Origin of the sequence: Salinibacillus aidingensis, from assembly GCF_039522525.1 — a bacterium.
Lineage (GTDB): Bacteria > Bacillota > Bacilli > Bacillales > Alkalibacillaceae > Salinibacillus > Salinibacillus aidingensis.
Map to the genome: position 1 here is coordinate 136,722 of NZ_BAAADO010000006.1, position 14,956 is coordinate 151,677.

The 14,956-nt window shown below is 40.9% G+C and carries 13 protein-coding genes; 8 read left to right on the forward strand and 5 right to left on the reverse strand.

What is annotated here, in order from left to right; translation table 11 throughout:
* The first annotated feature begins 99 nt into the window (after positions 1–99).
* From ABD006_RS14390 to ABD006_RS14405, 4 genes are all read left to right on the forward strand, one after another.
* Positions 100–486 (forward strand): hypothetical protein, encoded by a 387-nt coding sequence (locus tag ABD006_RS14390; RefSeq protein WP_343842507.1) that lies wholly within the window; start codon positions 100–102, stop codon positions 484–486.
* 527 nt (positions 487–1,013) lie between these two features.
* The gene (locus tag ABD006_RS14395) at positions 1,014–1,580 is read left to right on the forward strand and encodes a GDSL-type esterase/lipase family protein (protein WP_343842509.1); all 567 of its coding nucleotides are present in this window, start codon (positions 1,014–1,016) and stop codon (positions 1,578–1,580) included.
* 122 nt (positions 1,581–1,702) lie between these two features.
* Positions 1,703–2,152, forward strand: coding sequence for a DUF4362 domain-containing protein (locus ABD006_RS14400; protein WP_343842512.1), 450 nt, complete (start codon positions 1,703–1,705; stop codon positions 2,150–2,152).
* Between the two features lie 201 nt (positions 2,153–2,353).
* The gene (locus ABD006_RS14405; RefSeq protein WP_343842514.1) at positions 2,354–2,773 is read left to right on the forward strand and encodes a GNAT family N-acetyltransferase; all 420 of its coding nucleotides are present in this window, start codon (positions 2,354–2,356) and stop codon (positions 2,771–2,773) included.
* Between the two features lie 604 nt (positions 2,774–3,377).
* Here the strand turns inward: ABD006_RS14405 and ABD006_RS14410 are convergent.
* From ABD006_RS14410 to ABD006_RS14430, 5 genes are all read right to left on the reverse strand, one after another.
* On the reverse strand, positions 3,378–4,589 hold the full coding sequence (locus tag ABD006_RS14410) for a M24 family metallopeptidase (protein ID WP_343842516.1): 1,212 nt from the start codon (positions 4,587–4,589) through the stop codon (positions 3,378–3,380).
* 63 nt (positions 4,590–4,652) lie between these two features.
* Positions 4,653–6,089: an aldehyde dehydrogenase family protein gene (locus ABD006_RS14415; protein ID WP_343842519.1), complete on the reverse strand. Its 1,437-nt coding sequence runs from the start codon at positions 6,087–6,089 to the stop codon at positions 4,653–4,655.
* 46 nt (positions 6,090–6,135) lie between these two features.
* Positions 6,136–7,179, reverse strand: coding sequence for a homoserine dehydrogenase (locus ABD006_RS14420; RefSeq protein WP_343842522.1), 1,044 nt, complete (start codon positions 7,177–7,179; stop codon positions 6,136–6,138).
* 14 nt (positions 7,180–7,193) lie between these two features.
* Positions 7,194–8,405, reverse strand: coding sequence for a M20 metallopeptidase family protein (locus tag ABD006_RS14425; protein WP_343842523.1), 1,212 nt, complete (start codon positions 8,403–8,405; stop codon positions 7,194–7,196).
* A 36-nt stretch (positions 8,406–8,441) separates the two neighbouring features.
* Positions 8,442–9,638, reverse strand: coding sequence for a cystathionine gamma-synthase family protein (locus ABD006_RS14430; RefSeq protein ID WP_343842525.1), 1,197 nt, complete (start codon positions 9,636–9,638; stop codon positions 8,442–8,444).
* Between the two features lie 202 nt (positions 9,639–9,840).
* Here ABD006_RS14430 and ABD006_RS14435 point away from each other — a divergent pair, with 202 nt between their 5' ends.
* From ABD006_RS14435 to ABD006_RS14450, 4 genes are read left to right on the forward strand one after another with little or no spacing between them, the layout of a single operon-like run.
* Positions 9,841–11,547 (forward strand): PucR family transcriptional regulator, encoded by a 1,707-nt coding sequence (locus ABD006_RS14435; RefSeq protein ID WP_343842527.1) that lies wholly within the window; start codon positions 9,841–9,843, stop codon positions 11,545–11,547.
* A 24-nt stretch (positions 11,548–11,571) separates the two neighbouring features.
* Entirely contained in the window at positions 11,572–12,528 is a 957-nt protein-coding gene (locus tag ABD006_RS14440; protein WP_343842530.1) for an AAA family ATPase, read from the forward strand.
* A 1-nt stretch (position 12,529) separates the two neighbouring features.
* On the forward strand, positions 12,530–13,723 hold the full coding sequence (locus ABD006_RS14445) for a DUF58 domain-containing protein (RefSeq protein WP_343842532.1): 1,194 nt from the start codon (positions 12,530–12,532) through the stop codon (positions 13,721–13,723).
* Positions 13,716–14,945 (forward strand): hypothetical protein, encoded by a 1,230-nt coding sequence (locus ABD006_RS14450; RefSeq protein ID WP_343842534.1) that lies wholly within the window; start codon positions 13,716–13,718, stop codon positions 14,943–14,945. The genes ABD006_RS14445 and ABD006_RS14450 overlap by 8 nt, the downstream gene beginning before the upstream one ends.
* The last annotated feature ends 11 nt before the right edge of the window (positions 14,946–14,956 follow it).

Below are 14,956 nucleotides of genomic sequence, written 5' to 3' on the forward strand. Positions count from 1 at the left end.
GTGTTCTTCAACAAACGGAGGCTTATCTGGAACAAGGGGTACAGCCTGATATTGTAAAAAGAAGCAGTAGTAAGAAGATGGTAATAAGGGGTGAAAAAAATGATTAACTTAGCTAAATTGGAAATTTTGTTGGGGTTATTAACGATTTTAACAGGAATGCTTTATTTAATAGGCGTTTTTGGTCCAACAGAGTCAATAGTCATTACTTGGGGTTTCATTGAATTGGTTGTTGGAGGAATCGTTGTTTTCTTAGGAATAAACAAGAATAAAATAGCGGACTTTGTAGAAATGGTCATAGTCTTTTCCTTGGTGTTAATTCAAGCACCTGCTATATTCTTATGGTTTGCCTTTAATGGTAATGGTATATCCGATGGAACACCACCAACCACTTTTGTAGCTCATTGGATATTTGCAACACCTCATTTGGTAACCACTTTACTCGGCATTGTTGTAATTGGCTATTTATTTAAGAGAAATACGACGTGATTTTTGAAATCAACAGGCTAATAAGACTCTTTAATTATTTCAGTAAAGGGGGCTAACCTTCAAGAGGGAAAATGACTTTTCCTATTGAAATGTAGAAACAAAGGTTCGTATAACAAATATAATTAAAAGGTGTGTATAATCATTGCTAATAAACATTCAATCAAAAGAGTTAAAATAACAAGCATATTAGTATTAGAACTAATACTTCCAACCATATTCGTTAGTTTTGACTAAAGTTTTGCTGCTTTCGGCAAAGAGTTTAACTTATAAGAACTGTAGGTGGAAAAAATGTTCGTTTTTTTACTGATTCACATAACAATAGGTTTAGCCTTAATTTACTTTTATGGAAAATTGCCTAAAGGAATTACAACATTTGCAATTGTCTTTTTAAGTATGAGTTTTATATATTTTGGATCAGTTTTCTTCAAATCATTATTATAACTTTGTTTCATTATTAGTGAAGGAAGCTTAAATGGCCAAACGAATCAGTACAGTTGAACAAAAAAATACATATTAGGAGAAGTCATGTGGAGAAATTAGTATGTTTTGGCGATAGTATTACGGCAAGAAAAGAAGGCTATGATACACCTATGCTTACAACAAAGTTAGCTGTGCAATTGGAAGGTTTTGAAGTAATAAATGCTGGTGCATCAGGTAATAACACTTACGATGCTCTATCAAGAATTGAAAATGATGTGATTAAATATAACCCCAATTTAGTAACAGTAATGTTTGGTGCTAATGATGCCGCATTTCATAAAATGGTGGATTTAGAAACTTATAAAACGAACATTTATAAAATCACACAAATGATTAAACCTAAAAGAACAATTTTAATAACACCAGCCCCAGTTGATGAAAAAGTTCAATTTGCGAGAACTAATGAAGTTTTATTCGATTATGCTTTGTCAGTTAATCATGTAGCAGTGGAAACTGGATGCCATTTCATCGATTTTTTTTCAAAGATGATTGCTTTGGATAACTATCCTCAAATGCTTAAAGGGATAAGAAATGATGGACTTCATTTTGGAGCCAAAGGTTATGATTTTCTTGTTGGCTTATTATTAGAGAAGATTAGAGAGGTTTGTTATTAAGCTAACGGGTGATGGATGCTGAACAAGGGTATTCCCTCCCATCAGTTTAAGGCAGAACATTGGAATAACACGAAACATTCCTTCGATGAAAGCCGTCTAATTGATGGGAGGGATAGGTACATATGAAACCAACAAAGATTTTATTTGTTTTAATAATTATAGTGTTAATGGCAGGTTGTCAGAATACAGAAAACTTAACTAATACAAATCAGAAAGAAGATAACATTCCAGATTACCATCCTTCATCTGAAGATATTGTGGATATGCACGGGGACATTGAAAATATAGATAGATTTAAAAAATTTATAAACAATTTTGACAAGGGACAGAAGGATAGTATTAGGGTAATCAGATATACAACAGAAGGTGACCCAGTGCTTCGTGACCTTGAATATGATGGTGATGCTATCATATCAACATCCGACATACGAAGGGATAGATATGGGAAGGGGAGCATAAATACTGCAACTTGTGAATCAATTGAAGTGGTCGAAACTGCAGAAAGAACGGATTACTTACTTGATGATTGTGAAAATATTGCAGATCATACGCTTTTAGTGATTTGGAAATAGCAAGAAACTCTTTGTTCGACAAACGGGTGGTGTTTTTTCAATAAGAAGGGCGCAGTATTGAGAAGTAAACGGGTTGCAAAGTTAAATGAGGAACAGGGTGTCTGACAGTGACGAGAAGGTATAGCTGACTTTCCGAATCAATTTGCTATCTGACAGGATTTTTAAAGAAGAACATTAGAATTCTTAGGGAAGGAATTTATTATGGATATAGATTTGAAAGATAATATAAAGGGAGTCATTCGACCATATAAAGAAAAGGACTTTAATAGAATACAGGATTTAAACAAAGAAGAAGGATGGACGAATTTAGTCGAAAATGCTTTGAATACAAAGGAAGCGTGGAAAAATTCAAATGTAGCCTTTGTTATTGAAATAAAGGGTAAAGGAGTAGTTGGCTATTTAAGAGGATTTACTGATACTCGTATAAGCCTGTTTATTTGTGAATTGCTAATTGATAAAAAGTATCGGGGATTAGGATTAGGAAAAGAATTCCTTCACTACTTACATAATGAATATCCAGCCACAAGGATTGAATTACTTGCAAATTGTTCATCTCGTTCATTTTATGAAGGACTTGGTTTTCGATCGTTTTATGGATTTAGGAAATCAAGACAAGAATAAAGTTTTTCTTCTTGTTCTTAAGGGACTTATCTGGAAGAAAACAATAGATGAAATATAAGGAGAGGAATTATGCTTTATAGTGTCTTAGTAGTCTTGGCTTCACTTATTCTGGGGTTTATACTATATCAAGTTCCACTGGTTCAAAGTATTTTAGACATTTCAGGAATGTTCCAAATTGCTAATTTTATAATGTTGGTTGTTATTCTGTATTTGCTATTAGAAAAACGTAGTGAGTAATAAGCTAACGGGGCTTGTCTGGGTAAATGGCCACTTTATGTTCGAAGCATCATTTCTTATATAGGGATATTCAATACAAAACTTTTTATACTGGGAACAAGCTATTCATGGGTCAGGATGCATCAATGTTTGTTCTGAATTCAAAAAAGGGCATCGGTAATGAATAGAGGTATAGACTTCACGGATAAAAGGGATTGTTGTGAACTCTCAGGTGCGTTCATTCAATTCAATTAAAGGAGTTCCATGCTAAAGGGACCTGGAAAAATTCCAAGTCCCTTTTTATAGTGATAACTAATATTTATACAATGTGAATTTCATTGTCGTTGTTGATGCAAAATTTTGTGTTTTCCCTTATAGCGGAACCCCTCTAATACTTCGGCAATGTCGTTCCATTTACATAAAGGGAAGGGGTTGGATTTTTTACATAGAGTTCTCTTGGAAAATCAGCAAGAGTTTCACAGCCGTTATCGGTGATCCTGATTGCCTCGCTGATTTCAACTCCAAAATCGTGATACCATAATCCCGGGATTAAATGCAGGGTCATGTTTGGCTGAATAACTGTCTGATCTCCAGGGCGAATGCTGATTGTATGCTCTCCCCAGTCAGGCGGGTAGCTTAAGCCTACGGAATATCCGAGTCGTGATCGCTTATAGAACCCATGTTTTGCAATGTTGCTTTGCCAGACTTCCTCAATCTCCTCACTGGTTACTCCGGGTTTGATGAAATCAAGCGTCTCATTAAGGGCTTCCACAATGACTTTAGAAGTCTCTGCCAGTTGATAGGATGGTTCGCCTATGACCATGGTTCGGGCAAGAGGGGAATGGTAGCGGTTATAACAGCCAGCAAGTTCAACAATAACCGGATCATTCACCTGATAGCGCTCATCGGTCCACGTGAAGTGAGGAGCTGATGTTTTTCTTCCGGACGGGATCATCGGTACAATGGCTGGATAGTCGCCGCCATGTTCGGCTGTTCCACTGATTTGCGCCTGAAAGATATTGGCAGCCACATCACATTCCCGGACATTGGCATCAATCGTTTCATAGGCTCTTCGCATCGCCATTTCAGCATTTTGAGCGGCCTTTTTCATATAGGCAATTTCCTGTGGAGACTTAATGCATCTTACCCAATTGACGAGCTGATCAGCGTCCTTAAAAGTTGCATTAGGTAAATGATGGATTAATTTTAAATAAGAGAGCGCACTGAAATAATGGGTTTCCATTTCAACTCCTATATATCGGTTGGCCTGCCCAATTTCTTTTAAAATATTCGCTACAAAATCCATAGGATGCTTATTGTCGGATTGTATATAGTCATCAGGATAAGGGATAATGTTATCATTGTTCATCCACGTCGAAATGCGGGCACTATTGGCATCCATTTCTCTGCCGATCCAGATCGGCTGTTCCTCATCAATCATCACAATAATCATCTGGTGAACGTAAAAAGACCAGGCGTCATATCCACTTAAATAGTTCATGTTTGAAGGATTAACCAGCAATAAGACTTCGATTCCTTGTTCGTTCATTTTTTCCTTTGTTTTTCGCATTCTTTCTTTGTATTCTTCCACCGTAAACATCCTTTTCACTCCTTTCGTGCAGCTTTCTGACATCAAAGAGCCTATTGACCGGGTTGAAATGCTTTAAGGTAAATTGAAGCAAACAACTTTAGGGTCTGTCATTTCATGGATGGCAAATTGAATGCCTTCCCGGCCAAGTCCTGAATTTTTCACACCTCCGAAAGGCATAGCGTCAATGCGATAATCACTGCTGTCATTGACCATAACTCCGCCTACTTTTAGTTTATGAATCGCTTCAAATGCGCGTTCCAGGTTTTTTGTAAAAATTCCAGCCTGCAGTCCAAAATCAACATTGTTTGATTTTGTGATTGCCTCATCAAGGTCAGAGACAGAATAAAGAATAACGACAGGTCCAAAAACCTCTTCTGAAGCAAGGATACAGTTATCAGGTAACTGCTCCAGTACGGTAGGATCATAATAGGCTCCGTGCCGTTTACCGCCACAAAGTAAAGCAGCTCCATGATCGACGGCATCATTTACCCAATTTTCGACCCGGATGGCCTCACTCTCTGTAATGAGCGGACCCATATCCGTTTCCGGTGACATTTTATCGCCGGTGACATACTGTTTCGTACGCTCTACAAATTTTGTTTTAAAGTCCTCGTAAACGCCTTCTGCTATATAGATACGCTGAACACCTATACAGTTTTGACCGGCAGCTGCGTAGGATCCGGATATCGTCGATTCAACAGCCTGATCAACATCGGCATCATCCAGGATAATGGACGGGGAATTTGAGCCAAGCTCCATCCCAAGTTTTTTCACACCAGATTTTGCGGTAATTTCCTGGCCTGTTTCCACGCCTCCTGTAAATGAAATCATTCGTATATCCTCATGCTCAATCAGTAAATCGCCTATTTCGCTTCCACGGCCGGTGATGACACTGAGTACTTTTTTGGGCAATCCGGCCTCTTCCATTAAAGCGGCCAGTTTAAGAGCACTTAAAGGAGTTGTGGATGCAGGCTTTACAATTAATGCATTTCCACTTGCTACAGCCGGCCCCACTTTGTGTGCGACCAGATTTAGCGGATCATTAAAAGGAGTGATGGCGGCAATGAGTCCAATTGGAAAACGGTAGTAATATCCTACACGATTCTCACTGCCTGGTCGCTGATCAAAGGATATGGTTTCACCTTTGATACGCCTTGCTTCCTCGGCACTGATCTGCAGCGTTTCAATGGCTCTGTTTACTTCGCTACTGGCTTCTGTAATCGTTTTGCTTCCTTCTTTCGCAATGGTTTCCGCAAATTCCCGTTTCCGTTCAGATAATAGACTGGCAGCCCGATTCAGGATGGATATTCGTTTATGAACAGGCAGTTCTGCAGCATTGTCCACCCCTTTTTTCGCTTCCTCTATGGTGTTGATCATGTCTTCTTTGCTTGCGGAGGGGACACTGGCAATCAGTTCATTATTTTGTGGATTGAACACATCAATCTTCTGTTCACGATTCACCCATTCACCGCCGATACACATTTTCACTTGCTCCACTTGTGCCTTCATACTTTAACACTCCTTTCGATTCAAATTTTCATCCATAAAGGACTGTCTATTGAATGACCTTTCGTTCCATATTAATGATGTCAATTAAGAGAGAATATCCGGTTTCAATAATGCCGGCACCCGCGCCCATTAAAGTAATCGGTCCTGATAAGTCACATTCATAGGTGGTGGCGTTTATGGCACCTTGAACACCGGCAAGGGGATCCGTCATATCTACTTTTTCAGGCTTTACGGATGCATAGACTTGATCATCCTGTCTGGTGATGCGCCCGAGCATCTTCCAGCGTTTGTTTTCCTGCTTTGCCTCGTGAACATCATCTATGGTCAGGCTGGAGATTCCCTTACAGAGTACATCTTCTTTTGTCAGAGGGATTCCCATAATGACATTAGCTAAAATGACAACCTTATAGAGGGCATCATAGCCTTCCACATCACTTGTCGGATCGGCTTCGGCATATCCGAGGTCCTGGGCCTGCTTCAGTGCTGCTTCATACGTCATTCCTTCTTCCATTTTCGTCAAAATATAGTTCGTTGTTCCATTAAGGATGCCGCGAATCTCCTGTATTTCATTTCCTGTCAGGGAAATCAGGGGCATTCGAAGTGCGGGTGTTCCGCTCATGACCGTACCTTCAAAGCCCCAGCTTACACCTCTATCTTTTGCAAGCTCACTAAGCTCATCGTAAGCAATGGCTACGGGACCTTTGTTGCTCATAACGACATTTTTGCCATTCTCGAAAGCAGCTTTACAGTGGTTAATTGCGGGCTGCCCCGTCTGAACATCTGTATAGGTGATTTCGACAATGGTGTCTGCGTTAGACTTTTCAATGGTCGTTAAACTATCCCAGCCTTTGATGAGTCCATCTTCCTCGGGGTAATCCTCTAATTGGCCTGATTCATCCATAATGGCAGCGATTCGCTGTAAATCAAGGCCATCAGGATGGTAAATGGAGCCTTTTTTTAAGTCAGAAATCGCTACAACCTCGATGTCTAATCCTAAATTGTTCGCCAGATTTCTTCCTTTGTTTAACAATATGTCCAATAACCCCTGCCCGACTCCACCAAAGCCGATAAAGGCAATTTTATGGGTCATAATCATTCCCTCCCTTATTGAATGAATGAATAGCTTCCTTTTAAAAACCGGCAGGCTGTTTCGGCAAGGATACTAACCCCATATATCAGAGCTTTCTCATTAATATCAAATTCAGGCATGTGAAGCCCGCGGTTTGGCTGATCATCTATTTTTGCTCCAAGAAACAACATGGCACTCGGTACCGTTTCAGCTATATGACTAAAATCCTCTCCTGCCATCCCAAATGGTTCATGCTTAATCGTAAACGAAGGGAATAAATCACAGACTGTGGTTTCAAACCAGTCTGTGATAGCAGGATGGTTGTACAGGACAGGCTCCCCGTGAGTGATGTCTAATTGATAGCTTCCTCCCATAGATTGTGAGATTTTTAGTGTCTGTTCCAATTCTGCTTTAAGCTGTTTGCGAATATCCGGATGATAGCTGCGAATGGTTCCCTGGAGATGGACTTCATTAGGTATGACGTTATAGGATGGTGTCGTTCCAATGTGTGTTACCGATAAAACGGAATGTTCAAGTGGAGAAACCGTCCGACCTGAAATACTCTGGATAGCAGGTAAAATACTGCCTAACATTCTGATAGGGTCGGAAGTCTGCTGTGGATAAGCGGCGTGCCCACCTGAACCATAGATTGAGGCTCTAAAGGTATCGACACTTGCCATACTGTATCCTTTATTGATTGTAACTGTGCCTGCTGGTTGAACAGGATCCATATGAAGGGCAATCGCTGCATCTGCATCATCCAGAATTCCTGCACGAACCAGGTAGGGGGCTCCGGTCCATCCCTTTTCATCGGTGTCCTCTTCAGCAGGCTGAAAAATAAATTTGACCTTTCCCGTCAGCTCTTTTTTCCTTACTTTTTGTGCCAGGATTTTGGCAGTACCGAGGGCAATAGTGGTGTGAGCATCATGACCACATGCATGCATCACACCATCATTCTGTGAACGGTATTCATGCTGATTTTCTTCTAAGATGGGTAAAGCATCGATATCAGCGCGAATGGCGATTGTCGGTCCACTCCCATTGGAAATGGAACCGACAACACCTGTTTCTAATCCAATCGCTTCTTTCCCTGAATGAACGGTTAATCCTTCGATGCTTTGAAGATATCTTTTAATAAATTCAGTTGTTCTATATTCTTTAAAGCTTAATTCCGGCTGACGATGAAGGTTTCGTCTGATGTTGATTAATTCATCGTGAATCGCCTGAGCTTCCGGGTGTATGTTCATGCAAAGGATCACTCCTTGAAACAAAGCTTCATTTACCTAGCTTTTTACCGTAATATAGGACAAGGCATTTTCAAGATCAGCAATCAGGTCATTTACGTCCTCAATCCCCACAGAGTAACGGATTAACCCTTCAGGAATTCCGAGGGCTTTTCGTTCTTCAGGTGTGCATTCAATATGGCTGGTTGTACGGGCAGGACCTACAACAGTTTCAACGGCACCAAGGTTGGCGGCCCGATTAGCGTATTGAAGTTTTGGTAAGAATTCCCTTACTCCATCCAGACCATCTTTGAGGGAAAAGCTCAGCATCCCTCCAAAATTGCTCATTTGCTTTTTAGCAATGTCATGATTCGGATGATCTTCAAGTCCTGGATAGAAAACATCCTCAATGGCATCATGCTGTTTTAAATAGTTGGCGATTTTCATTGCACTAGCACATTGGCGTTCATTTCTTATATCAAGTGTTTTCATACCGCGTAAAAGTAAATAGGCAGCCATTGGGTCAAGGGTGGCCCCGTTAATTTCCCGGTAATGGAAAATCTGCTCGACTAAATCCTCACTGCCAACAACGACGCCGCCAAGAGCATCGGCATGCCCGCCTAAAAATTTGGTAGCACTGTGAATCACTAGGTCAGCACCCAGTGCAAGCGGATTCTGATTCATAGGTGTTGCAAAGGTATTGTCAACAAACACAAGTGCATCCACGGCTTTAGCCGCTTTAACCATTCTTCTAATATCCGTAATTTTGACCGTTGGATTTGTAGGTGTTTCTAAATAGAGAATATTGCATCCCTTTGCAATTTCTTCTTCCATCTGTTCATGGTTGGCTGTTTCACAAAGTTCGACATCAATATTCAGCTTTGGCAGAAATTCAGAGAAAATCTTGTTCGTTCCCCCATAGGTATCCTTAATCGTTACAACCCGATCACCAGGCTGCAGGAAGGTAGCAAGGGAATTACTGATGGCGGCCATTCCTGTTGAGAAGCTTGTGGCACTTTCTGCTCCTTCTAAAATTTTCACCTTATCCTCAAAGGACTGCACGGTTGGATTGGTATTTCTCCCGTAAATATGTCCGTCTTTTTCTCCAATAGCTACGTCAAACCATTCGTCAATGTCTTCGTAACCAAAGGAAACGCTGTGTACAACCGGAACCTGTGTGGCTCCATGAACCAAATATTCTTTCTCGCCAGCCCAAACGGTTTTTGTTGCATTTGTCAGGTTATGATCCTTTGTCATGGGTCAACCTCTCCTTTCATATTTGTGAAATAAAAAGTTTTTTTAACAAAGAGATTTGCGATGTTTGCTGTAAAAGATAATGTGATAGGAATCGATTTATTTTTATGGTATGATACAAATAAAAAATTGAATATTCGCAAATTTGTATGAAAATATTCTTTTTTCTTTTGTCATTTTGCAAAAGGAAACGGGAGGGATCCTGATGAGACTGGCGATGGAGGAGATTTTACAGCTGGATTTGCTTGATGAGGGTTCCGTTGTTACTGATGAGCACACCATTCGTGATTCCATTGTAGAGTGGATATCTGTGATTGAAATGCCGGTAGAAAATTTTGTCCGGAAAAATGAATTTGTACTAACTACAGGTGTGGGATGTAAGGATGATGAGGAGTTACTCTTTCAGTTTGTGAAAGAGGTAATTGAATCAGAGGCATCTGGTCTCGCGATTGCGATTGGACGATACATTCATAAGCTGCCAGAAAGGATTATTCATTTTGCGAATCAGCAGGACTTTCCTATTATTTTGCTGCCCTGGGAAATTCGGTTTGCTGATGCCATCCAGGTGGTACTGCATGCATTAAAACAGGAGGAAGAGCGTCTTGTCGAAAAAAATAAAGAGACCCAACAAGAACTGCTGAACCTTATTTTAAAAAATGGCAGCCTGTATGATGTTGCGGATTATATTGAAAAGAAGCTGGGTAAAGGTGTCATTATTACGGATACAAGAGGACGGGTAAAAGGAAAAAGCAGAGGTGCATCAAAACTGGAAAAAACCTGGACAGAATTTCTCCAATCAGAGGACTATCGCTTCATGGTCACTTCTTTTGAAAATAACCATCCTTACAGTACTTCACCGAATGCCCGTGTAATGTCGATTGAAGGAAAAAATGTCCTGCAATTTCTTGTTCATTCAGCCAGTGAAATCCAGGGTTTTGTCATTGTGGAAGGGCTGACAGATGATGACGTGGATTATTTATTGGGACAGCAGACCGTACACCTGCTGGAGCACGCCGTCACAGCCATAGCCCTCTGTTTTTTAAAGGAAAATACCATCATAGAGACGGAACTAAAGCTAAGAGATGATTTTGTGTGGAGTTTAGCAAAGGAAAAGGATACCTCCTGGGATCAGGTGCTATCAAGGGCTAAGTCCTTAAAATACAATGTAAATCTTCCCTATGTGTGCATCATTGGCTATCCTGAAAATTTTATGGACGTATTTCAGAAAAACCTGGACCAATCCACCTATGAAAATTGGGAGCAGACGATTACGAGAAGAATTGAGGATGAAATTTATTATTCCGGAAAGTCGATGGCCAGTCAAACGATGATCACCTTTCAGCGTAATCATTTCATTATTTATCTGGAGGTAAACCATCATCAGGTTACAGAAACCGTTGAACAGTTTTTTCAGCATTTGGATAAACGGTTAAATCAATTCATACCTGAGCTGGTTTTTAGCTGGGGAATTAGTAAAACGGCAGGCCTCCGCCGTTTTTATGAAAGCTATCAGGAGGCACAGAAAGCGTTGGAAATAGGTCGTCGTCAAAAAGGACCCGGCTTTCAGAATATGTATGCAGATACGAGGGTGGACCGGGCTCTCATGAATCTTGTTCATGACAAGGAACTGAAGAACATTACAGATCAGACGATTGGGACGTTATTAAACTATGATCAGGAGCGGGGCATTAATCTTGTGCATACCTTTTCAGTTTATAACAAGAACAGGGGAAATGTCAGTCAAACAGCCAGAGAGCTTAATCTGCACCGGCAGTCGCTCCTTTACCGTTTACGGAAGATTGAATCACTGACCGACTGTGATCTGGATAAACCTGATGATCTCTTTCTTATTAATCTCTGCATAAGACTCTGGACTTTAGGGATTCTGGAGAACCGCAATGATGTCATTTAATTTGTAGAAGAAAGTAGGGATATCATGAATTCAGTACAAGCTAAAATAACCAAAGGAATCAACGCAATCAAAAAGGTAATTATGGGACAGGATGATGCCATTGAGCTTTTATTTGCAGCCTTATTAGCCAATGGTCATGTTCTGTTGGAAAGCGTACCGGGATCCGGTAAAACGAAGCTGGCGAAGACCTTTGCCGAAGTAGTCGACGGCCGGTTTGGACGTGTACAATTCACCCCGGATGTTCTGCCTGGAGATGTTACAGGCATTCAATTTTATAATCCAAAGACACAGGAATTTGAATTACGAGCAGGGCCGGTGATGACCAATGTTCTGTTAGCCGATGAAATCAACCGTGCGACTCCTAAAACTCAGTCAAGTCTGTTGGAGGTCATGGAAGAAAAACAGACGACCATAGATGGGGAGACCCTTGTTTTGGAACCCCCATTTATGGTGATTGCAACCCAGAATCCGATTGAGTCAAATCAGGGAACCTTTCCTCTTCCGGAAGCCCAGCTCGACCGATTCCTGCTGAAGGTAAGTATGGATTATCCTTCTTTTGATATAGAGAAGGAGATTCTGCATATATACCGGACGGACGAGCCCTTAAATGATATTGTTTCGCCAAGTTTATTAAAGGAAGAAATTTTGTCTTTGCAGGAGGAAGTCAAACTCATACGTATGGGAGATGCTGTCACCGAATATTTATTAAATATTGTAAGGCAAACCAGGCAGCACGCAGATGTTGAGGTCGGAATCAGTACAAGAGGGGCCCTTGCCCTTATGCGGGTCTGTCAGGCCAGAGCATTTATCAGAGGAAGAGACTATGTGAGACCTGAGGATATAAAGGAAATGGCTCCTTACGTTTTTGCTCATCGGCTTGTGTTATCCATGGAAGCATCGCTGCAGAAGAATCCGTCAAAGGTGATCGCTGATATTCTGGAATTAATAGAAGTTCCGGTAGAGATTGGAGAAAGCGAGTAATATGCAGTGGGACAAACAGTTTGAGGATAGCCAAAGCCAGTATTATGAGCTTCTCACCATTATTACGGTTCTCACGTTCTTTTTAAGTTTAATTTTCCAGCGTTCTTTATTGTTTCTGCTTGTAGGTTTATTACTGGCCTTAATCATACTCAGTAAGGGATATGACCGTATTGCAGGTAAAGGCTTAACGCTGGATGACTCCAAGCAGCAAATCAGGCTTTTTCCCGGGCAGGAGTCCACGATTCATTTTGTTTTTCAACATCAATCCCAGCTTCCTATGGTTAATGGAAAGCTTTCATTCCGGGCCGAGGATGTTATCGAGGTCGTTAAGTTTAAGGCAACAAGGGTGAGGGGCAAGAATCATTATGAAATTCCGTTGTCTGTTCTTTCAAAAGGTGAGACAAGGTTGAGGGTCGCCATAAAGGCTGTAAACCGAGGGGTTACTCGAATGACTAATATTCAATACGAATTTCCGCATCTTATCCATTTCCAGTCCGTTTTCTTAAAGCTTCGTCCCTTTTATCCGACAGAAATACTTGTGTATCCAGCCACGCTACCTGTTTCTGGAATGGAGGAAACCAATTACGACACGATAGGGGAGCAGAGGGCCCGATTTTCACCGTTTGAGGATGTAATGCAGCCAATTGGAACAAGAGATTATCACAATGACGCCTTTCATCGGATTCACTGGAAGGCATCGGCCAAAAGACAAAATCTACAGACGAAAGTGTTTGAAAAGACAAGGGATCACACCTGGGTATTAATCGTTAACCTCAGTGCCAGAACACGATTGGGAAATATTCATTGGGATGAAAATATGGAAAATCGATTATCTTATGTAGCTTATGTTTGTCAGTACCTGACGAGGAAGGGAATTTCCTATGAGCTCTGTATCAATACCAATCAGGGAAAACTTCAATCAGGAATAGGAAAGGAGCATTTACGTAAGGCGTTAGAGATATTGGCAAAAATATCGGGAGAACAAAATCTCATTCATCCTTCCCGGTTATTTCAGCAAGTGGACCAGCGAATGGAGCAGCCCCAAACAGTCGTCTGCTTTGGGGATTTATATGAGGAAAATCAATTCTATCTGCTTAAATGGCAGAAGCAGGGCATGAATGTCTATCAAGTAAAGGAATTTGAATCCGGGGCACAACTGGAGCCGGCACTTAAAGCAGGTGAACAGTATGGATAAGTGGAACTCTCTCCTGTTATTTTTGCAACAGACACTCGTGATTTATCTGATAGGTGTGCCTGTCCTATATCTGCTGAATGAGTTTTTGCCATTGCCGGAATATTTACTGATGGTTTTTCTCATCGGTTTCGTTCTGATTGAAATGAGGCAAAGGGTTAAAACGTATGCTCCGTATATTCTAACAGTACCGGTTGTCATTCTGTTTTGTACTCAATTATTAAAGTTATCCTGGTTCAGTTCCATCGTGCTGGCACTCACCCTGATCCTCTTATTTATCCATCAACTAAAAGAGGGAAGTTTCGAAAACGAAAAAAACGTTTTGCTTATAACTTTTTCACTAGCAGTTATAGAGGTGCTGATTTTTTCCCGACCTGAAGTGATCTGGGTAGCGGTTCTGCAATTTTTTCTGCTGTATGCAGGGTTTTATGTGAGGCAGTATACATCCATTCAAAGGCATACAGCGGAGGATGTCCCTGTTCAGCAGGTTATGAAGCTTCCCGGGCTGCTCGGTATTATTTTTCTGTCCATGGGCCTTCTCGTTTTTATGGTTTTCACTCCTGTACGAGCGGTTTTTCGGCTAATGCTTGAGGGAGTAGCTGTTATGCTCACAGCGGTTTTACAGTTTATCGGGCTTGGGATTGATTTAACAGGCATAACTGAGTTAGAGGTGGAGGATTCAGAGCAGTCTTCTATGAATACCTTGAACGAAGACATGAATCAAAATCAGTATCAATTTGTCAACGACGGGGCAGCTTCCGTCATTAATCAGTCCGTAAATGTATTGTTATGGATTGGAATGATTCTGCTGTTTATCGTGGCTATTTTGCTTGCAAAGAAGTTTTTCGGCAGGGAGCTCGTTGGCTATCAACCGAAACAAAATCCGTCTGATGTTGAATATATACTGGAAAGTAGTGAAAACGATCGTCTGCGAACCTCACTTTTAAAGCGCTTTTCCAGAAAACCGAATCATCAGGCGCGGCGGTTGTTTTTTCAGTTTGAGCAATTTGCCATAAAGCATGGATTTGGTCGCAAGCCGCATGAAACCATAGAGAATTGGTTTACGCGAATTGATTTGCCTTTATCTTCCGTCGATACTTATCAAAAGGTACGTTATGGAGAAGAGGAGACTACACCTCGGGAAGTAAAAAGATTAAAGAAAGAACTGGACAAGAAGAAACAGGAATTAATGAACAGGGAAAAGAAGAAGGAGGATGACCAGTAGGAAACCGGTCA